This is a genomic window from Rothia aerolata, from assembly GCF_014635585.1.
In the GTDB taxonomy this organism is placed as follows: Bacteria; Actinomycetota; Actinomycetes; order Actinomycetales; family Micrococcaceae; genus Rothia; species Rothia aerolata.
The window spans coordinates 153465-173131 of record NZ_BMDC01000002.1; the positions used below are offsets into that span (position 1 = coordinate 153465).

Below are 19667 nucleotides of genomic sequence, written 5' to 3' on the forward strand. Positions count from 1 at the left end.
AAATCATTCGTCTAGGCTAGTTTCCAACTCTATAAGGAGTTCCCCTGTGACTGACACAGTTCATAATGCCCCGTCTGCTGTGATTGTTCTGGCCGCAGGTGCTGGAACTCGCATGAAATCACAAACCCCCAAGGTGATGCACGGTATCGGTGGCCGCTCCATGGTGGAGCACGCTATTGCCGCGGCCCGTGAACTGGGGCCTCAGCGTTTGGCCGCTGTGGTGCGCCACCAGCGCGACAAGGTGGCAGAACACATTCTGAGCTTTGATTCTGAAGTCTCAATCGTCGACCAGGATGAGATTCCCGGTACCGGCCGAGCCGTTGAGGTGGGCCTGCTGGGGTTGGATGAATCCGGAGAAGTAGAGGGAACCGTTGTCGTCACCTACGGCGATGTTCCCCTGCTCCGTTCTGAAACTCTGCGCGAACTCATTGCTTTCCACGAGGAGGGACAGAACGCGGTAACGGTTCTGACCACCAACATTGCAGAACCCGGTTCCTACGGTCGCATCGTGCGCAACCAGGCTGGCGAGGTCACCGCCATTGTGGAGGCCAAGGATGCCACCGCCGAGCAGCTGGCAATCACCGAGATTAACTCCGGTATCTACGCTTTCGACGCACAGGTTTTGCGCGAGTCACTGACCAAGGTCACCACCGATAACGCCCAGGGGGAAAAGTACATTACCGATGTGCTTCAGATTGCCCGCGAGGCCGGCCACCGTACCGCAGCGCTGGCTATCGAAGACCGCTGGGAAGTTGAGGGCGCTAACGACCGCGTTCAGCTGGCCCAGCTGGGGCGCAAGCTCAACGACCGCCTGGTTGAATTCCACATGCGCAACGGCGTGACCATTGTTGATCCTCAAACCACCTGGATTGACTCGACCGTCACCATCGAAAACGATGTCACCATTCTGCCCGGCACCCAGCTACAGGGTAAGACCACTATTGGTCGCGGTTCGGTGGTAGGCCCCGACTCCACCCTCAAAGACATTGAGATTGGTGAGAACGTCACCATTTCTCGCACCCACGGTTCAGAGGCAAAAATCGAATCGGGAGCAACCGTTGGCCCCTTTGCCTACCTGCGCCCCGGCACCCTTCTGCACGAGAGCGGCAAGATTGGCACCTTTGTTGAGACCAAGAACGCGGAAATCGGTAGGGGCTCCAAGCTTCCCCACCTCTCCTACGCCGGCGACGTCACCATCGGTGAGAACTCCAACATCGGAGCCGCTTCAGTCTTTGTGAACTATGACGGCGTGAACAAGCACCGTTCGACCGTGGGCAACAATGTACGCATGGGCTCGGACAACATGTACGTGGCTCCTGTGTCAATTGGCGACGGAGCCTACTCCGGTGCTGGTACCGTTATTCGTAAGGACGTTCCTGCGGGAGCCCTTGCTATCAATGAAGCTCCCCAGCGCAATATTGAGGGCTGGGTTATAAAGAATCGCGCGGGCACTGATGCAGCACATGCTGCCCAGGCTGCGGGTGCTGAATCGAATAACTCATCTGAGGAAAGCGACAAGTAAATCATGACGGAGATTACCAATCCCGGCGAAAAGAAGATGGTGCTGGTCTCTGGCCGAGCTCACCCTGAACTGGCTGAGCAGATCGCTACCGAGCTCGGTAACGAGGTTCTGCCGACTTCTGCTTACACCTTTGCGAACGGTGAAACCTACGTTCGTTTTGAGCACTCCGTTCGTGGTGCGGATGCCTTTGTGATTCAGTCTCATCCGGCACCCATCAACGAGTGGCTGATGGAACAGTTGATCATGATTGACTCCCTCAAGCGTGCATCTGCTCGGTCTATCACCGTGGTTTCGCCCTTCTACCCCTACGCTCGTCAGGATAAGAAGCACAAGGGCCGCGAACCTATCTCCGCTCGACTCATCTCAGATCTTTACAAGACCGCCGGTGCAGATCGCCTGATGAGCGTCGATTTGCACACCGCTCAGATTCAGGGTTTCTTCGATGGTCCGGTTGACCACCTGATGGCTATTCCTCTGCTGGCCCAGCACGTGAAGGAATCGGTGGAAGACGTCTCTAACGTCACCGTGGTGTCTCCCGATACCGGCCGTGTTCGCGTTGCCGAGCAGTGGGCTGACCTTCTCGGTGGCGCACCGCTTGCTTTCGTGCACAAGACTCGCGATATCAACGTTCCCAACAAGGCTGTTTCTAAGACCGTGGTGGGCGATATCAAGGGTCGCACCTGCGTGCTGATTGACGACATGATCGATACCGGTGGAACCATCTCCGGTGCGGTTCAGGTGCTCAAAGACCACGGTGCTAAAGACGTTATTATCGCTGCAACACATCCGGTATTCTCCGGCCCGGCTGTAGAGCGCCTGTCGAACTCTGGAGCCCGCGAGGTGATTGTAACCAACACTCTGCCCGTTCCCGAAGAGCACCAGTTTGAGAACCTGACCGTTCTTTCGATTGCCCCGCTGATTGCCCGCGCAATCAAGGAGGTCTTCGACGAGGGCTCGGTAACCAGCCTCTTCAACGGCCGCTCTAACTAACATCAACGACATTACTTGAAGGTAACCCCGTGTCTTCGGCACGGGGTTACTTTTCGCTGTTACCGTAGAGTGATAGGGAAACATTTAACCACCGCGTAGCTTTAGGGGAGCTCCACGACACCATGATTGCTAGACTCAAGCGCCTTTTTCCGGGGAAGAACTTTTACCTTCTGATACTGAATGTTCTGCTTCTCTTCGCTGTTTCCCTCTTCGACCTACTCGGTGTAGCCGCAATTCTGCCTGTTATTCAGGTGGGTATGGGGGAAGATATTTCATCAGGCTACCTGAGCTACCTTCATCGGTTCTTGGGGGAACCAGAGCGAGAAACCTTTATGCTCATTATGAGCCTGGTACTTGTATTCTCTTTCATCTTTAAGGGAGTATTTTCACTTGCTATTAAGTGGTGGAGTTCAGGTTTCCTAGCTCGCCAGCAGACTGCTAGCTCCGTCACCATGCTTGGAGCCTACCTGCAAGAACCCTATACAGAACATCGTAAGCGGACTACCGCAGAGATTCTGCAGATTACAGGTAGTGCAACTTTCCAAGTCTATTCCGGCTATGTTGGAAGCATCCTGTCGATTATTGGTGAGGGCCTGTCCATTATCCTTCTCATGATTCTGCTGGCAGCTGTTATGCCGCTTGAAACTGCCATAGCTTTTGTCTACTTTGGCCTTGCTTCCTTTGGTATTCAGCATTTCTTGAAGAAACGGAATGCTAACGTGGGTTACATTGTCTGGTCGAAAGAGCTAGAAGCGTCGGCAGCTACCCTTACAGCGGTTGATGGTTTTCGTGAAAATATTATTCACGGTGTCACTGAACGCAGTCTCTTTGGCTATCAGAGAGCCCGTCTAGATGCGGTTGATGCAAACCGTCGCAAGGGTTTCTATTTTGAGATGCCTAAATACCTGCTTGAAATTATATTTGTTGGCGGAATCGCTCTCATTATGGGAGTTATAGTTTCAACCGGAGGGCTAAGCCAGGCAGCCTACATGGTCGTCTTTGCTGGGGCCTGTGTTCGTATTCTGCCCAACTTTGTGCGAGTGATTTCAACTTTAGGTACCTTCAGAACTGCGGTCCCCTATCTTCACACCTATGAGCGCGTCGCTCAAGAGCTCAAGGCAGGTACTTTCCGTTTTCTTGAAAAAGAACCCCGTATTGGTGATTTTGCTCTGGTGAGGCGTGAAGTCAGTCGTCTAGATGTTTCTGTTGAAAACTTGAGTTTTCGGTATCCAGATGGCGACCAGGACGTGCTGAAGAAGCTGAACTTTAAGGTCCCGAGCGGTAGTTCTGTAGCTTTTGTTGGGGGGTCTGGTTCAGGTAAAACTACACTTATTGATCTTATTTTGGGTTTGCTGCACCCTACCGAGGGGCGGGTCCTGGTCAACGACCGTGATATTCAGCAGGATCTCGATGCCTGGCACGAGAAAATTGGGTATGTTCCCCAGGATGTTTTTATCTCGGGTAAGACTGTTAGAGAAGAAATTGCTTATGGACTGAAGCCCGAGGAAGTAGATAATGACCGGGTTTGGGAGTGTGTGCGACTTGCTGAGCTTGAAGATGTTGTTAACTCTTTAGAGGATGGTCTGAATACCAAAATTGGGGAGAATGGTACTCGTCTGTCGGGTGGGCAGCGGCAACGTATTGGTTTAGCACGGGCTTTTTACCGCAATCCGAGCGTACTAATTCTTGATGAGGCGACCTCGGCTCTTGATAATGAGACAGAGTATAAGATTACGCAGGCTATTAATAGGCTGACTGAGGGGAGAACCGTTTTTATTGTTGCCCACCGTCTGTCAACCGTGCGGAACGTTGAGCAACTTCTCTTCATGTCCCAGGGCGAGATTGTTTCCCAGGGAACCTTCTCTGAGGTCAGAGCAGAAAATGCTGAATTTAACCGACTAGTCGAGTTGGGCCAGCTTCCAGAGTAACAGATTATTTTGCGTGTAAAGTAAGATGAATCTCAATAAGGGATAGATGAAAGTTATGCGTGTGGTTAAGTATGTTATAGCCTTGAAGAGTTCTAGTCGGCTGAAAAAGTTTCAGCAGCAAGAATTCTCAAATGGTTTTAGCATCTGGGATGCCTTTAATGGGGTGGAAGAGCCGGTTCCAGATTTTGTGGACTTGAAATCCTTTGAACAAGGTTTGGGGCGCCCTCCTCTGCCAGGGGAGTTTGGCTACTCAGTTAGCCATTATTTATTATGCAAAAATTTTGTAGAAACAGGTAAAATAGATGAATTAATGTTGGTTGCTGAGGATGATGCAAGGTTCTCAAACAAAGCTGAATCTGTTATATCTCGAGTAGTAAGATGGACTGACTGGAGTAAGGTTGGGATTGTTGTCCTGGCTAGTCCAGGGTTAGCCGCTGGTGAGCGTCGTTTTCGCTCGATACCTCAAAAGGCGGCAGTGATGTCGATATTATCAAGGCCTGTTGGATGGAATGGTATTTACCCTTTTATTCTTGGTTCTTTTGATGGTATGGCAATTGGGACGGGGTGCTATTTAATTAGCTTTCAGGCTGCTCAGAAATATGTAGATTTAGTTGAATATGGGGATAAAATAGCCTGGGTCGCAGACCATTATAATATCTGGGCTAAAAAGGCTGGGGTGGAAGTCCAGCTTCTGCGCCCTGGCATCTGTTCCTGGGAAGGGGAGTCAACTATTGGAGGCCTCGATCATGACTGGACGGGTTACTCCGAAAATATTGATTCACAGAGAAAGAGCCTAATTCGAAAAATTCAAGAGAACCTCTTTGTTCGCGAGCGGCTATGGCGGCTAAAACGCTCTCTTCAATGTGTGCTGAAATAGTTATGAGGGTTCAATGGTAGATAAAATTTACTCTCTGTCAGTTGTCATTCCCTTTTATGGAGACCCTGCTGACACGTTTGTCCTGATTGAGCAGCTTAAAACCCAGCATTTCGAGGGCTCTCTAGAAATCATCGTCTCCGACGACGCCTCACCCACTCCCTTCCCCCAGATCGAGGGGGTCACCGTCGTCCGGCGCGATACCAACGGAGGTTTCGGCTCCAACGTCAACACCGGCGTCGCAGCAGCAACCGGTGAGTGGGTTCTCATCCTCAACAGCGACCTCACCCTACCACCGAACTTCCTCACCAACATACTCGCCGCAGCCCGCGAAGAAAAAAACGTAGCCGGCGGCCGCGGCGTCCTCATCTCGCCCCAGGTGACCGGCCATAGAGGAGAATCCCAGTGGGTTGGCCGCAACTTTCCCAAGACCCGCCACCACGCCTGGGAATGGTTTACTCCCGCAGCCCGCCTTCGCCCCACTAAACTCTGGCACGCGATGGTAGGCCACGACCTCACCTGTACCACCGGCAAAAGATCCGAACCCGACTGGCTCATGGGCGCCTGCATGATGCTCCTCCGTGAAGATTACACGGCAGTGGGCGGTATGGACGAGCGCTTCTTCATGAACAGCGAAGAAATCGATCTGCAACGCCGTCTGGCAGATCGCGGCGTCACTCGTGTTTTCCGCGGTGAGATTGTTGTTGAACATGTTGGCGGCGGTTCCTCAGGCGCCACAGCCCAACGCCGCCAATGGGTACTTGACTCCCGCTTCATCTATAACGCTAAATGGAATGAAGGTAGGCACCTGGCCACCGCCCTGCGGGCAGTCAGTTACGCCAACTTTGCCTTCAACTCCCTGCGGGCACTGCGTAACAAGGACGTGGCGCCCCGCCCGATTCTGCGTGAAGAACTGGCTTATATCAAGAAAGCAGAGCACAAAAAATAAATGGCCGAAAGACTCCTCATCATCAGCCCTGCCTTTCACGGCTACTGTTTTTCCATAGCCGACGGCTTTACCCAGCTCGGCTACGAAGTCACCGTGCACCGCTACGACGCTTTCGACACTATCAAAGACAAATTGCGGAATAAGGCCCTCTACGAGCTGCCCTCAAAAGTTGGTTTCGACGGTCAAAAGGCAGCCGAGAAAGCTGCTACGGCCAAGGCCCTGCAGGTGCTGAACCAGGTCAAGCCCGATAAGCTCATTGTGATTAAGGGCGACACCCTGAACGAGAACTTTTGGCAGGCGGTGCGAGAGAGAAAGATCCCCTACATTCTCTGGCTCTATGACGACCTTAAACGCCACCGCTACACCAGAGACTTTCTTCGAGAGCTCCCCACCGTAGTGAGCTATGCCCGCTCTGAAGCTGAAGAGTTTGCGGCAGAAGGCATCAACGCCCACTTCGTGGCCAACGGCTATGACCCCAAGCTGGCTGAATTCCCCGCCACCCGCGTGCCCGAAATCGTCTTTGTGGGTTCTCGCTACGAGAACCGCGAGAAGATGATGCTGGCCCTCAAAGAGGCCGGTGTGCCGGTGAGGGTTTTTGGGCGTGGCTGGTCGCATCATCCCTTCGACCGTCTGCGCACCTGGGAGCTAAGGCGACCCGATTTGCCAGCCGAACGAGATATTCCCCTCGCTGAGGCCTACCGGGTACAGGCCGCTGCCGCCGGTGCCCTGAACGTTCACGGACTGCAGGCAGGTCTTGCCATGCGTACCTTTGAGGTTCCCGGTATGAACGGCTTGCAACTGATTGACCGGCCCGATGTGGAGGAGTTCTACGAGATCGGTACTGAGGTTCTGCTCTACCGGAGCACCGAAGAACTTATTGAGCTCTGCCAGCGCATTGTCGCTGACCCCTCGTGGAGCGACTCCATTCGAGCCGCCGGTCTATCCCGCAGCCAGGCAGAACATACCTTTTTCCACCGCGCACAGAAAATGGATACCCTATGGGTCTAAGATTCCCCGAAGATCTTGAAGCCTGGCAGAAGTGGCAGTTAACCAGTAAACCCGAGCGCAGGGTCAAAGAGGCCCTGAAAGGCCTGCCCAATCTGGTGCCAGCTGCCCGGGGCGGTCACAAAGGAAACACGACTTCTGCCCAGCCTCTGACCGGCATTCTTCACACCCGCGGGCAGAACCCGACCCTGCTGGTAGCCCTTGACTCGACCTCACCGACCTCGCTGAAGTCTTTGGTGCGCCCCCTGAAATTTATGGAAGACACCTCGGTAGCTGTGTGGGCTCCTGACGATGTCAGCGAGCTGCTTCCCGGTACCGGCTGGACTATTCAGGCTCACGACGAAGATGGGCTGGCTGCTGAACTTCCCCACCTTAAAGCTGTCATGGCGCTGGGCCACTACATGGCCTGGGGCGCTTCAGCTTTTACGCTCTCCCAGCGCACCGGTGCCGCTTTTATCACCGTTCAGCACGGGTTGCATACCCCCTACGCGCCACCGCTTGCTCCCGGTACCCACCTGCTGGCCTTTAGCCGGGCTGATGCCGATTTCTGGATTTCAGGTCGCACCGATGTAACCTTCGATGTGGTCGGCTCTCAGCTCTTCTGGGAGGCAGCACAAAATCCCCGCCTTGAGGAAGGCGCAGCAGAGTACCCTCCCATTTTCCTCGGCCAAATGCACGGAGCCGAGCTACCCCGGGCGTCCTTTGCTAGAACCAGCATAAAGTTCACCCTCGACAACAAGGCCATTTACCGCCCCCACCCCAGCGAAATAGATAGACTTTCCCGCTTAACCCATACTCTTATGGGTAAACTGGGCGTTGAGATTGATCGTTCGCAGCACCCCCTCAATCAGGTTAATCACCCGGTGGTGTCGATTTTCTCAACTGGCGTGTTAGAAGCTGCCCTGCGCGGAGTCCCCGCCTGGGTCTATCACACTAACCCTCCCGCCTGGCTCACCGAGTTTTGGGAACGCTACGGTATGAACCAGTGGGGGAGCGAGCCTACCCCTGCCCCGCAGGTACCCGAGAAGGAGCCTGCCCGACAGATAGCTGAATATCTCACTCGACTATTGGAGAACTAAGACGATGCGCATTCTTTGCGTGATACCCGTTCGCGGCGGGTCTAAGGGAATACCCCGTAAAAATCTCAAACCCATTGCAGGTAAACCCCTGGTGGCCTGGACCATCGAGCAGGCTCTAGCTGCCAAGGCTGCACTGGCCGGAGAACATCGGGTAGACGTGCTGGTCTCCACCGACGACGCTGAGCTGGCAGAGATCGCGCGGGAGTTTGGGGCTGAAGTTCCCTTTATGCGCCCTGCCCATCTAGCTGAAGATACGACAGCCACCGAGCCGGTGGTTGAACACGCCATCGACTTTTACACTCAGGCAGGTCAGCGCCCCGACGCCGTCATGCTCCTGCAGGCCACCAGCCCCGTGCGCCTACCCGGAACCCTGGAACGGGCTATCCGCCAGTTCGCCGCGTCTGATGCGGACTCTATGGTGGGGGTTGTTCCTATCGGCCCCTTCATCTGGGCCGCCACCGAGCCGCCGACCGCCCAGTACGAGGTCATGGCCAGGCCCCGCCGTCAGGAGCTAACCCGCGAGACCTTCCGCTACCGCGAGAACGGCTCCCTCTACATCACCACCACCGAGCTCTACGAAACCCTGCACAACCGTCTCGGCGGGAAAATTGAGCTCTTCATGCTCGATGAGGTTGAAGGCGTAGACATTGACGCCCTGATTGATTTTGCCGTGGCTGAACACCAGCTTCAGGCAACACTGGCAAATTTAGAGAAGGCAGAAAGCTAGAAGCATGATTATCGAACGGAATATCACTCCCTACATTGTTTTCTCTGAAGACCCGGTTCTCACCGCCCTGCAGAAAATTTCGGCTAACGGCCAGCGCATTATCTTCTTGGTTAACGAATCAGGTATTTTGCAGGGGTCGCTCTCTGACGGCGACTTCCGACGCTGGTTGATTGCCAACCCGGCGGCCTCTCTGGAAACTAGTGCGCAGGACGTCGCTAACCGGGCTGTGAGAACAGCCCCCTTTGGGGCGGAGCCGGCTGAGCTGCAAAACCACTTTGCCAAGGGCATCAACCACTTGCCTCTCATCGATGAGCGCGGCCACCTGATGGCCATTGCTATGGATGAGCAGAACGTGCTACGGATTGGCCGCACCGAGATTACCGAGGACTCACCGGCCTTTATCATCGCTGAAATCGGTAACAACCACCAGGGCGATGTTGACCTTGCCAAGCGTCTGGTTGACCTGGCTGTTGAGACCGGGGCCGATGCCGTGAAATTCCAGTTGCGCGATATGGATGCCCTCTACCGGCAGAAGGGCTCGACCTCAGCCGGTGAGGATTTGGGCGTGCAGTACACTCTGGATTTGCTCTCCCGTTTCTCTCTCACTGTTGACCAGATGTACGAGGTCTTCGACCACGTCAAACAGCACGATATGGACATCTTGTGCACCCCCTGGGATGGCCCCTCGGTACAGGCCCTGGTGGACTACGGCGTGCAGGGGCTTAAGGTGGCTTCGGCTGACCTGACCAACCACGAGTTGCTGCGTGATATGGCCTCTCGGAGCCTGCCCATGCTGGTTTCCACCGGTATGTCCCGTGAAGAAGAAATCCGGGAGTCGGTGAACCTGCTGCGTTCCGCTGGTGCCTCCTATGCCCTGCTCCAGTGCCAGTCCACCTACCCGGCCCCCTTCAAAGACGTTAACCTGGCCTACATGGACCGCCTGGCTGAGATTGGCCAGTGCCTGGTGGGTTACTCGGGCCACGAGCGCGGTTATCACGTGCCTATTGCAGCGGTTGCCCGCGGGGCCAAAATTATTGAAAAGCACTTCACCGTTGATAAGACCCTGGAGGGTAACGACCACACCGTCTCCCTGCTACCCGAGGAATTCAAGGCCATGGTGGCCCAGATTCGTGAGGTAGAAGAGGCCATCGGCACCGCGGCACCTCGTGAGGTTTCGACCGGTGAGCTCATGAACCGCGTGAATCTGGCTAAGTCCCTGGTGGCTACCCGCACCATCGCCAAGGGCGAGGTGGTGACCGAGGACGACGTTGAGGTAAAGTCTCCGGGGCGCGGTCTGCAACCTAACTATCTGCCCCAACTCCTGGGCCGCACTATGGCCCGCGAGGTTCAAGCAGGAACCTTCTTCTTCGAGGGTGACCTCAAAGACGATCTGGTGACCCGTCGCGACTTTAAGTTTGACCGCCCCTGGGGCCTGCCCGTTCGCTACCACGACTACAAGCCCCTCATCGAAGAGGCTAAGCCCGACTTTCTGGAATTCCACTTCTCCTACAAGGATCTTGAAGTTAACATCGACGAGGTCTTTGACCGCAAGCTGGACATGTCCTTTACCACCCATCTGCCCGACCTCTTCGCCGGTGACTTCCTGGTAGACCTAGCCTCTCGGAACCAAGAGGTTTGGGAGCGCTCCATTGCCGAAGTGCAGCGCACCATCGACATTACCCGCGATTTGACCCGCTACTTCACCGTGGATGACGACCCGGTGATGGTGGTGACCATGGGCGGTTTTACCAAGGACGGTCACATTGCACCTGCCGCTCGCGCCGACAAATACGAGCGCATCGGCGAGGCCCTGGAAAAACTGGATACCTCAGGCGTGCGCATTGCGGCCCAGACTCTGCCGCCCTACCCCTGGCTCATGGGCGGGCAACAGTACCACAACCTCTTCCTTGACCCCAAGGACACCGCTGAATTTTCAGATACCTACAATACCGCCCTCTGTCTGGATATCTCCCACACCGTGCTGGCGGCTAACTTCCTCAAGATTCCGCTCTCTGAGGCCGTTGAGCTACTGGCCCCCCGCTCGATTCACCTGCATCTGGTCGATGGTATCGGTGTGGACGGCGAAGGCGTGCAGGTCGGTGAAGGCGACGTCGATTGGGCGGCCTTGGGCAAGCAACTACGGGAGCTGACCCCGCACTCCTCCTTCATTCCCGAAATCTGGCAGGGCCACGTCAACAACGGCGAAGGCTTCTTCACCGCTCTCGATCGGCTCGAAAAGTGGTTGTAGACCAGAACCAACCGGTAGCTCTGCACTGCGTACCCGTTCCAGACTTCGGCGGCGTAGCCCGACACATCAGTGATCTCGCTGAGGTCGGGATTCCCGGCTACCGTCTGGTTGTGCTCTGCCCGCCCGGAGCCCTCTCTGCTTGCTTGAAAGAGCTGGGAGCAGAGGTGCTTGAGGCGAACTTCGGCACCCAAGCCGGCTTCGCGGCATCCTGCAAGACTCTCAACCGGGCTATCGACGAGCTACAACCCGCCATCGTCCACACTCACCTGGCCTACGCAGACGTGGTGGGAGCCGCCGTCCTCACCCTGCGCAAAGGGCGCAGACTCACCCGGCGCACTACCCCTCTTCCCCGCCTCTTCACCAGCGAACACGGTATCGCGGGGAATGACGCCGTCTACCATGGCTCCACCTGGCGTTCGCGCCTGATGGAGACCGTGCACCGGGTGCGATTGTGGGCCACCGACGGCAAAATTGCCGTCTCTCGTTCTACCGCGGAACAGATGCGGCGTAAGTGGGGCGCTCGCGGGGTAGCGGTGGTCTATAACGGGCTGGACGTCGCCGCGACGGCTTCTGCTGTTGAGGCTGCTCGGGTGCCTGCGGCTCCGGACAGTCTGCGGATTCTTTCGCTCTCCCGTCTGGCGCCCGAGAAAGGGCTAGACGTGCTCATCGATGCGTTTGCGCTGGTGCGCCAGCAAGCACCCGGTGCGACTCTTGAAATTGCTGGCTCCGGGGAGCTGAAAGAGGACTTAGCAGACCAGGCGACCAGTCTGGGGCTGGGGGAGTCGGTGACTTTCCCCGGTTTTGTTGACCCGATTGAAGCTATGGGCCGGGCAGATGTGCTGGTGCAGCTCTCGGTCTGGGAAAACTGCTCTTACACCCTGCTCGATGCCAAGGCAGCCGGCCTGGCAGTGGTTGCTACCGCTGTGGGCGGCAACCCCGAAATCCTCTCGGAGGAGGAATTGGTACCGTCTCTGGCGCAACTGGACCGGCAGGCTGCGGTAGATGCTGTGGCCGAGAGAATTTTGCGGGTTCAGAATGCACCTGCCCCCTTTAGCTGGGCCGGTAAAAAACAGATGGGGCAGCAACTGGTAGACCTCTATAAGAAGGTGGGCTGATATGGCTGTTCTTGGTGTGTCTGATCAAGGCAAGCTGACACTGGGCAAGCGAACTCTGGGAGATCTGGCGAAGGATGCCGGAAGCCAGGCTAAGGTGCAGGTCTCGCAGATTCGTCTGCTCGACTTCCTCATGTTTGCCTCGCTTATCTACGGTGAGCCTGTGCCCGGAGTCGGACTACCCTTCAACCAGCTCATGCTCTTTGTGATTGTGGCCTATGCCCTGACGAAAAAGGCAACCTTTTCCCTGGGCAAGTGGTCGTATCTCTTTATGCTCCTGTGGGGAGCCCTGGTCTATGTTGGTGTAATTTCGGTTTTTGCCGATCCCAGCGAATACGCAGGAGACTGGACCCGCCGACTGATACGACTTGTTGCGACAACCCTTCTGATCTATGTGATAGCGGTTGGTCAGATACACCTGCGTTCTGCGATTTTGGGCTTTGCAACCGCTCTGGTTGTCAACGCCGGGCTCTTCTTTGCGGGGCTCGCCCCCGATACCTACGGTGGCTACCTCACCGGTTATCTCGGTGATAAGAACTACGCGGGCCTGGTACACGCGCTGTTTGCTCTGCTGGTGATGACCGCCTTCACCAAACGCTGGCAGCAGGTTCTTGTTTTTCTTGTATCGTGCGGTTTGCTGTGGACGACGGGTTCGCGAACTTCTCTTGCGGCTTTGGCTTTCGCCTACCTGTGGATTCTGGTTGCCCCCCGGCTGGTTCCGGTTGCCAAGGTCGCCCTGTTGGGCGTGTTCTGGTGGCTTCTGAACTTTATTACCGAGGATTATTCTCAGGCAGAGGTTTTTGGCGACCGCGAGGGAACTGACCTGCTCCGCCAGCGTATTGATGATATGTCGTGGGCTAAGGTGCAGCAGACCGGCTTCTTTGGTCAGGGACTGGGCGAGGCCTATGTCTATGATGCTGATGCCAACCGAACCTGGTTCTTCCATAATTCCTACTGGTCAGCTTTTGTTGAGGGTGGTTGGCTCTGGGCGATTGTTCTTGCTGCTGTTACTTTGCTGGTGGCGGTTCGTCCTCTTGCCAAGAATAGGGGCTGGAGCAAGTACCAGGTCATCGCTCAGGGAATCGGCATTGCTCTTCTGATTTGTGCTCTGCGCCTGGGCGAGGTTTTCTACACCCTGCCCTGGGGTATCTGCATGGGCTTCGTGTTGCGTTCCTGGGTCGTGCGCTTACGCGAGAATGAGTCGGTTGAGACCTTTGAGTATGACAGCTTACTGAAAGAAAAAAGGTTTTAATCATGGATATTGCTATTGCAGCCAATAACGGCGAAATGGGCGGGGGAGAGGTCATGCTCCTTAACATTGCCCGTGCAGTACGTTCTCTGGGCCACAGGGTGACAATTGTCGGTCCCGAGGCTCCCTCTGAGGTAGTTGAAGCTGCCCAAGATGAAGGTTTTGACACGGTCACGCTTCCGGCAACCAATCGTAAGGCCTACATGGCTCAGCTGAGGGTTTGGGATAAAAGTCGGCGCCGGGGAATTCTCTGGTGCAATGGTCTGATTCCCTCTCTTGCCACCGCCGGGCACAAGAACCGGATCGTTCATCTGCACCAGATCCCTGAAGGGGCACAGAAACTTGCGGCCACGTTAGCTCGCAGAGGCGCGCTCAAGACTCTTGTACCGAGCGATTTTATGGCAGACCAGATGTCGGATGCCGAGGTGTTTAATAATTGGGTTCCTGAGTATTCAAATTTGAAGGGAAGAGGCTCCACTGGTTCTGATACTTTTGTAGTTGGTTTTCTAGGGCGTATCTCTGAAATTAAAGGAACCGATTTACTTGCTGAGGCAATCTTCCAGCTGAACCAAACTCAAAGTAATCTGCGGTTTAAGCTGATGGTTGGTGGCGAAGCGCGATTCGTGAGCGGGGACATCCAGAGTCGGGTCAACGCGGCACTTAATCTTTTGGGAGATTCGCTTGAAGTTCTTGGATGGGTTGATCCTCAGGAATTCTTTAACCGGGTTGACTGCGTTGTTATGCCTTCGCAGTGGGATGAACCCTTTGGCCTTGTGGCAGTCGAAGCCATGAGTGCCCGTAAACCTCTGGTGGTGACTCGCTCCGGTGCCCTGCCCTCAATCGTGGGCGATAGCTATCCCTGGATAGCTGAGAAGGGCAACGCGGAGAGCATTGCACAAGTTCTTCTGGCTCTTGCTCAAGAGACTAAAAAAACAGGAAACGATCTTGATGAAGTGTTATCAAGAAATTATTGGCGATGGTACGAAAACTTCTCACCCGAAGCTGGTAAAGCAAGACTAAGAGAGCTCTTGGAAGAAATTGATAATGAAGGCTGAATCTAACTCGCCCTATCAGGCAGCGGTGATTATTCCTACCCGGGGAGGGGCAGCGAAACTGCACTATCCTCTGGACGCCCTTGAGCAGCAGACCGAAAAAGATTTTCAGGTGATTGTGGTCTGCGATGGCGACATCGACGGTAGCGAAGAGGTGGTAGACAGCTACCGGAAACGCGGCATTCTCAACATTGAGGCAATTGTCTTCCCTGAAAATAGGGGAAGGGTGGCAGCATTGAATGCGGGGCACCGAGCCGCCCACGCGCACGTCCTCATTCGCTGCGACGACGACCTTGAACCCGCTGCTGACTTTGTCGAACAGCACGTCAGGCTCCACCGCGGGCCGGAGGAAGTAGGCGTGGTGGGGCTGGTTCGTAATATTTTCCCGGAAAACGCTTATTCCCGCGCCTACGGTTACTTCAGGGACAGCAAATTTCGTGAAGAAGCCTATGCATCTCGGGAAGAGAAACGCTGGCACTTTTGGAACGCCAATGTCTCGCTGACTCGTAGCATGTACGAGAAAATCGGTGGTTACGACGAGCGTTATCGTCTCTACGGCTGGGAAGACGTTGATATGGGTTATATGCTGTACCGGGCCGGGGTCAGCATTATTCTGGCTCCTGAGCTTGAGACCGATCACCACATTGCCGCAACCACCTCTGCAAGCAGGGCAACCCGGGCACTCTACTCCGGTGCTGCCCGGGCGACCTTCGTGGAAAAGCACGGTTCCCATGTGCTGGCAGAGACGAAGCCGAACGGTATCTGGGGATTTTTAGTGCGAAGTAACTCCCGGGTAACTAATGAAAAAACTATTCACTTAGCAGGTAAACTAATAGACAGTGTCGCAGACCGACTACCTAAAAATATCGCAGAAAAACTTATAGCGCTCTTAGTAGAGTCTGCCGGATACGCCGGAATTAAATACCCCCACAGGGCTCAGAAAGTATTTTAGAATTCTATGCCACAGCTGTTTACCCACCTCAGGCAGCTTTTCCCCCGTCCAGCTGCCCGGGAAGAAATCGCCATAGCCCACGACTACCTCACCCAAAAAGGTGGGGCAGAACGTGTTGTACTGGCCATGCACCGGGCATTTCCCGAGGCCAAGATTTACACCACCCTCTACGAACCTGAGGCGACCTTTCCCGAATTTGCCGATGCTGAGATTGTGGTATCGCCCCTGAACCGTATTGGGTTCTTCCGTAGAAATCACCGATATGCCCTGCCGGTGTTACCCCTGGTTTCGTCTGCTCTGAAGGTGCCCGCGCGTAAAACCCTGGTTTCTTCGACAGGCTGGGCCCACGGATTCAACTTCGCCGGTAAATCTTTTATTTACTGCCATTCTCCCGCCCGCTGGGTTTATCTGGCAGACCAGTACCTGGGAAAAAATGAGTCTTCGGCGATGGGCTATGCGCTGAAGATCTTACTGCCCCTGCTGAAACTCTGGGATCAAAAGGTGGCGCGGCGAGCCGGTACCTACGTCGCTAATTCCACCACCATTCAGCAACGCATTAAAGATGTCTACGGTAGGGATGTTGATATTATCTTCCCGCCCTTCTCTTTGCAGGTGGACGCCGCCGAAGCGCCGGTGGAGGGGCTAGAGGATTTTTTGGACGACGGCGACTACTTTCTGTTGGTGTCCCGTTTGATGCCCTATAAGAACATCGACCGGGTAGTTGAAGCCTTTAACCTCATGGGCAAAAAGCTTCTTGTCATTGGGGCTGGCCCCATGGAAGAGGAACTGAAGAACATGGCCGGGCCCAGCGTAGAGTTTGTTGCCAACATTGCCGATGAGCAACTTCGCTTCGCCTATGCCCACTGCAAGGCCCTGTTAGCGGTCTCCTATGAAGATTTCGGGTTGACGCCGCTGGAGGCGGGAGCCTATGGTAAGCCCACCATTGCGCTGAAGGCTGGTGGCTACCTCGATACGATCCGCGAAAGTATTAACGGTGTCTTTATCGAAAAGCCCACTGTTGAAAACATTTGCTCTGCTGTTGAGCGGTTCGACCCGGAGGCTTTTGATGCAGGTAAAATCCAGGACTACGTGCAGAGCTTTTCCGAAGAGCGGTTTATTCAAAAATTAAGAGAAAGAATCAGCTCACTCTGAGTTTTACCGACCGATAATAAGTTTTTGGTGGAGAAGGCTGGCGATAAAATCCAGCACCCCCTGACGCACGGTGTCTTCAGATTCTTGAAAAACTGAGGCAACCTCGGCAACTACCTGCTCTGCCGTGGCAGGTTGGGCTAGAATCTCCCAGATCAGTCCGCCGGCGGCGTCCAGCCTGAGAATCTCTGAGGTTTCCAGCAGGCACACGAAGATAGTGGAGGAGTCTGCATTGGCACCCACCATCTCAGACTCGTAGACGTAGGCGGTTGAAGGGGCGTGGCTGTATCGGGTAGCGTCTGCCGTAGCGGCATCGTCCTTAAAGGTACTTTCCATCGCTCTAGCCCTTCCTCCTACTCTTTCTCTGGGCACGCAGGAGCGCAAAGCGACCGAAGAAGAGCTCCCGTCGCTCGTCAGCGCTGGGCTCGTGGCCCAGCTTCATGGCCAAGTGATCTTCATTGACCGAGATAATCTGATGCAGTATTCGTAGTTTCTCAGATAACTTTTCCTCCAGCGACAGCCGGGCTTTCCACTGCACGTAAGAGGGCATTCGGGTAGAGACTGATTTCCAGAGTAGGTAGTGGGGGTGGTTCGCATGGTGCTCTATGTTGCCCAGGGCGGTATCGAAGGCGACCATACAGTCTAGCTCTTCTGCTCTCTGCCGCATCTGCTGCCAGTCTGCGGGCTTGAGCGAGCGCTGAAGGTGCTCAACATCGGGGTGTTTCGGGGCGAAAGACCGGGCGCCATGCACCACCACAATCACCCGGGCGTCCACCACGGAGGGAACGTCGCAGGGAAAATGGGCGATATCTTTGGTGCGCCGGGTGCTCCAGAGCTTATCGAAGGCAAGAGCCCTATCAAAGTATCCGATTCCCGGAAAATATCGGTGCACATCAGCTAGTCCCCAGGAGGGGTGGTAGAGGGTGGCTGCGTGCTCAAAGATAGATCCGGTTTCAAAATGGGTGAGAATCCGCCAGCCGTCTGCTTGCAGCAGGTACATGAGTCGGGCAACGTGGGCGGGGCGAACCAGAATATCTACGTCGGAGCTTTTTCGTTTTTCTCTGTAGGTGTCTGTTCCAAAGGCGTAGCCCTTGATATGCAGAAGATCGATTGAATTTTTGTTGGCTAGGTTCTGGAAGTAGGCATGGGAGAGCCTGATGCGGGCTTCCAGCGGAGTATCGGGCTGGCCTAGGGCGTTGGTCATGGTTTCCCCTCTTACCAAAACTCTTTTCATACAAGAATAGTGCGGAGCTTTTTGCAGCTCCGCACTATTGGCCTAAAACTTAAAAGGTTACTTTTTCAAAGAGCGTTTGCTGCCCTTTTTCTTTTTACCGTGTTTGGTTTTATCTGCTCCGTAGTAACTTGCGTAGTAGCCGCCGTAGGAGCCGGCGTAGCCGAATCCGTAGTAGCCGCTACCCAGTCCCTTGAGCGGGGTTCGGTTGATTACGGTACCGATTTGGTGGGCGCCGACCTTCTTCAGCATGTTGGCTGCTTCTGCCAGGTGCTCCTTGCGGGTCTTGCCCACCGAGGTCACCAGCACCACGCCGTCTACCGCGGTAGAGAGCAGGGCCGCATCGGTGACCGGCAACAGCGGCGGAACGTCCAAAATTACCATGAACTCTTCGGAGAGTTCCTTGATGAGCTGACGCATTTTATCTGAGCCGAGCAACTCTGAGGGGTTAGGAGGAATCCGGCCAGCGGGCAGGATGAAGAGCTGGGTATCCTCGTATTGGCGTACGGCTTCTGAGAGTTCTACCTGCCCGGCGAGAACCTGGGTGAGGCCGATCTTGGAGTCGATACCGAACTTTTTGGCGATGGTAGGACGACGCAGGTCGGCATCGATCACGATAGTGTGGGTTCCTGCCTCTGCCAGTGCGCGGGCGATGGCGGTGGAGACGGTGGACTTACCTTCACCGGGTTCGGAGGAGGTAACGATAATCGACTTGGGCGGGTTATCGACGTTGACGAAACGCAGGTTGGTGCGAATCTGACGAATTGCCTCCTGCGAAACGTGGTCGTCTGAGCTGGTCAGAAGGTTCACTTCATCGAGCTTTTCTGACTCGGGCAGGGTGCCCAAGATTCCGGCGGAGGTGGCATTCGTGACGTCGTCGCGGGTACGCACCTTCACGTCGAGCTGGCGGCGCAGGAAGATGATCGCGAAGATGACGATCAAACCCGCCAGTGCGCCCAGGAGAGTGTTCTTCTTATAGTTGGGGCTGGAGGGGCTACCGGGCAGACCGGCGTCATCGAGCGGAACCACCCGAACGGTTGAGGAACCTTCGAGGTCATTGACCACCTTGGCGGTGGCCTCCAGAGACGAATTGGCTAGCGCCTGGGCTTTTTCAGGGGTGTTAGCCGAAGCATTGACCCGGATGAGGGCGGAGTTATCTTCCAGGGAGGCGGTGAGGCTACCCTGCACCTCACCGCGGGACATACCCAAATCGGGGTTGGTAGCAATAATCTCGTCTGCAACGGGGCCGGAACCTACCAGAGCCAGGTAGTTGGCGGCCTTGTCTTTAGCGGCAGAGCTACCGGAAATGACGTCGCCAATACCGGTTGAATCGCCAACGGTCACGTAACCGGTGGCTGAGGAAGTATAAATTTTCGGTTGCAGGAGGGAATAGCCAAAACCCAACAATGCACCGATAATGACACCAATTACGAGTAATTTAGCATTTACTCGGATTAGGCGTACAAAATCAAGGATTGTCATAAATCAATAGCCTCAGGTGTAGCAAATGTATAAATAATTGCGAACTAAATTTTTCAAAATTTTATCATCGGTAGCGGGCCGCCCAGCGGGGGACACCGCTTTCTTGGCGAAAAGCTCA

17 protein-coding genes are annotated in these 19667 nt (G+C 55.1%); 14 read left to right on the plus strand and 3 right to left on the minus strand.

Going from position 1 to position 19667, the window contains the following annotated elements:
* Positions 1–46: 46 nt before the first annotated feature.
* The 14 genes from glmU to IEV00_RS06990 all read left to right on the plus strand — a co-directional run bounded on the left by glmU (position 47) and on the right by IEV00_RS06990 (position 16839).
* A complete protein-coding gene (gene glmU / locus IEV00_RS06925; RefSeq protein ID WP_188359626.1) occupies positions 47–1522 on the plus strand; it encodes a bifunctional UDP-N-acetylglucosamine diphosphorylase/glucosamine-1-phosphate N-acetyltransferase GlmU in 1476 nt (491 codons plus the stop codon).
* 3 nt (positions 1523–1525) lie between these two features.
* The gene (locus IEV00_RS06930) at positions 1526–2512 is read left to right on the plus strand and encodes a ribose-phosphate diphosphokinase (protein WP_188359627.1); all 987 of its coding nucleotides are present in this window, start codon (positions 1526–1528) and stop codon (positions 2510–2512) included.
* Positions 2513–2634: 122 nt separating this feature from the next.
* Entirely contained in the window at positions 2635–4440 is a 1806-nt protein-coding gene (locus IEV00_RS06935; RefSeq protein ID WP_188359628.1) for an ABC transporter ATP-binding protein, read from the plus strand.
* A gap of 46 nt (positions 4441–4486) precedes the next feature.
* Complete coding sequence (locus IEV00_RS06940; RefSeq protein WP_188359629.1) at positions 4487–5317, plus strand: glycosyltransferase family 25 protein; 831 nt, start codon at positions 4487–4489, stop codon at positions 5315–5317.
* A 13-nt stretch (positions 5318–5330) separates the two neighbouring features.
* Positions 5331–6263, plus strand: coding sequence for a glycosyltransferase family 2 protein (locus IEV00_RS06945; RefSeq protein ID WP_188359630.1), 933 nt, complete (start codon positions 5331–5333; stop codon positions 6261–6263).
* Positions 6264–7271 carry a CgeB family protein gene (locus tag IEV00_RS06950; protein WP_188359631.1) on the plus strand — a complete coding sequence of 336 codons (1008 nt, stop codon included), beginning with the start codon at positions 6264–6266 and terminating at the stop codon, positions 7269–7271.
* Entirely contained in the window at positions 7262–8347 is a 1086-nt protein-coding gene (locus tag IEV00_RS06955) for an RNA-binding protein (RefSeq protein ID WP_188359632.1), read from the plus strand. The genes IEV00_RS06950 and IEV00_RS06955 overlap by 10 nt, the downstream gene beginning before the upstream one ends.
* 4 nt (positions 8348–8351) lie before the next feature.
* Positions 8352–9074: an acylneuraminate cytidylyltransferase family protein gene (locus tag IEV00_RS06960; RefSeq protein ID WP_188359633.1), complete on the plus strand. Its 723-nt coding sequence runs from the start codon at positions 8352–8354 to the stop codon at positions 9072–9074.
* A gap of 4 nt (positions 9075–9078) precedes the next feature.
* Positions 9079–11322, plus strand: coding sequence for an N-acetylneuraminate synthase family protein (locus tag IEV00_RS06965; RefSeq protein ID WP_188359634.1), 2244 nt, complete (start codon positions 9079–9081; stop codon positions 11320–11322).
* Positions 11313–12437 (plus strand): glycosyltransferase, encoded by a 1125-nt coding sequence (locus IEV00_RS06970; protein ID WP_188359635.1) that lies wholly within the window; start codon positions 11313–11315, stop codon positions 12435–12437. The genes IEV00_RS06965 and IEV00_RS06970 overlap by 10 nt, the downstream gene beginning before the upstream one ends.
* A 1-nt stretch (position 12438) precedes the next feature.
* On the plus strand, positions 12439–13686 hold the full coding sequence (locus tag IEV00_RS06975) for an O-antigen ligase family protein (protein WP_188359636.1): 1248 nt from the start codon (positions 12439–12441) through the stop codon (positions 13684–13686).
* A gap of 2 nt (positions 13687–13688) precedes the next feature.
* Complete coding sequence (locus IEV00_RS06980; RefSeq protein ID WP_188359637.1) at positions 13689–14738, plus strand: glycosyltransferase family 4 protein; 1050 nt, start codon at positions 13689–13691, stop codon at positions 14736–14738.
* Positions 14728–15687, plus strand: a complete 960-nt coding sequence (locus tag IEV00_RS06985) for a glycosyltransferase family 2 protein (protein WP_188359638.1) — start codon at positions 14728–14730, stop codon at positions 15685–15687. Before IEV00_RS06980 ends, IEV00_RS06985 begins: the two co-directional genes overlap by 11 nt.
* Positions 15688–15693: 6 nt before the next feature.
* Entirely contained in the window at positions 15694–16839 is a 1146-nt protein-coding gene (locus tag IEV00_RS06990) for a glycosyltransferase (RefSeq protein WP_188359639.1), read from the plus strand.
* A 3-nt stretch (positions 16840–16842) separates the two neighbouring features.
* Here IEV00_RS06990 and IEV00_RS06995 read toward each other — a convergent pair whose 3' ends face one another.
* The 3 genes from IEV00_RS06995 to IEV00_RS07005 all read right to left on the minus strand — a co-directional run bounded on the left by IEV00_RS06995 (position 16843) and on the right by IEV00_RS07005 (position 19549).
* On the minus strand, positions 16843–17172 hold the full coding sequence (locus IEV00_RS06995) for a PqqD family protein (RefSeq protein WP_188359640.1): 330 nt from the start codon (positions 17170–17172) through the stop codon (positions 16843–16845).
* Positions 17173–17176: 4 nt separating this feature from the next.
* Positions 17177–18040 carry a nucleotidyltransferase family protein gene (locus IEV00_RS07000; protein ID WP_188359641.1) on the minus strand — a complete coding sequence of 288 codons (864 nt, stop codon included), beginning with the start codon at positions 18038–18040 and terminating at the stop codon, positions 17177–17179.
* A gap of 87 nt (positions 18041–18127) precedes the next feature.
* The gene (locus tag IEV00_RS07005) at positions 18128–19549 is read right to left on the minus strand and encodes a tyrosine-protein kinase domain-containing protein (protein WP_188359642.1); all 1422 of its coding nucleotides are present in this window, start codon (positions 19547–19549) and stop codon (positions 18128–18130) included.
* Positions 19550–19667 lie beyond the last annotated feature (118 nt).

Bases quoted from the DNA above. Each gene is read 5' to 3' on its own strand.
- IEV00_RS06930 (WP_188359627.1), top strand. From the start codon at position 1,526: ATGACGGAGATTACCAATCCCGGCGAAAAGAAGATGGTGCTGGTCTCT.
- IEV00_RS06960 (WP_188359633.1), top strand. From the start codon at position 8,352: ATGCGCATTCTTTGCGTGATACCCGTTCGCGGCGGGTCTAAGGGAATA.
- IEV00_RS06975 (WP_188359636.1), top strand. From the start codon at position 12,439: ATGGCTGTTCTTGGTGTGTCTGATCAAGGCAAGCTGACACTGGGCAAG.
- IEV00_RS06995 (WP_188359640.1), bottom strand. From the start codon at position 17,172: ATGGAAAGTACCTTTAAGGACGATGCCGCTACGGCAGACGCTACCCGA.
- IEV00_RS06940 (WP_188359629.1), top strand. From the start codon at position 4,487: ATGAAAGTTATGCGTGTGGTTAAGTATGTTATAGCCTTGAAGAGTTCT.
- IEV00_RS06945 (WP_188359630.1), top strand. From the start codon at position 5,331: ATGGTAGATAAAATTTACTCTCTGTCAGTTGTCATTCCCTTTTATGGA.
- IEV00_RS06965 (WP_188359634.1), top strand. From the start codon at position 9,079: ATGATTATCGAACGGAATATCACTCCCTACATTGTTTTCTCTGAAGAC.
- IEV00_RS06980 (WP_188359637.1), top strand. From the start codon at position 13,689: ATGGATATTGCTATTGCAGCCAATAACGGCGAAATGGGCGGGGGAGAG.
- IEV00_RS06955 (WP_188359632.1), top strand. From the start codon at position 7,262: ATGGGTCTAAGATTCCCCGAAGATCTTGAAGCCTGGCAGAAGTGGCAG.
- IEV00_RS07000 (WP_188359641.1), bottom strand. From the start codon at position 18,040: ATGACCAACGCCCTAGGCCAGCCCGATACTCCGCTGGAAGCCCGCATC.
- IEV00_RS06990 (WP_188359639.1), top strand. From the start codon at position 15,694: ATGCCACAGCTGTTTACCCACCTCAGGCAGCTTTTCCCCCGTCCAGCT.
- IEV00_RS07005 (WP_188359642.1), bottom strand. From the start codon at position 19,549: ATGACAATCCTTGATTTTGTACGCCTAATCCGAGTAAATGCTAAATTA.
- IEV00_RS06935 (WP_188359628.1), top strand. From the start codon at position 2,635: ATGATTGCTAGACTCAAGCGCCTTTTTCCGGGGAAGAACTTTTACCTT.
- IEV00_RS06985 (WP_188359638.1), top strand. From the start codon at position 14,728: ATGAAGGCTGAATCTAACTCGCCCTATCAGGCAGCGGTGATTATTCCT.
- IEV00_RS06950 (WP_188359631.1), top strand. From the start codon at position 6,264: ATGGCCGAAAGACTCCTCATCATCAGCCCTGCCTTTCACGGCTACTGT.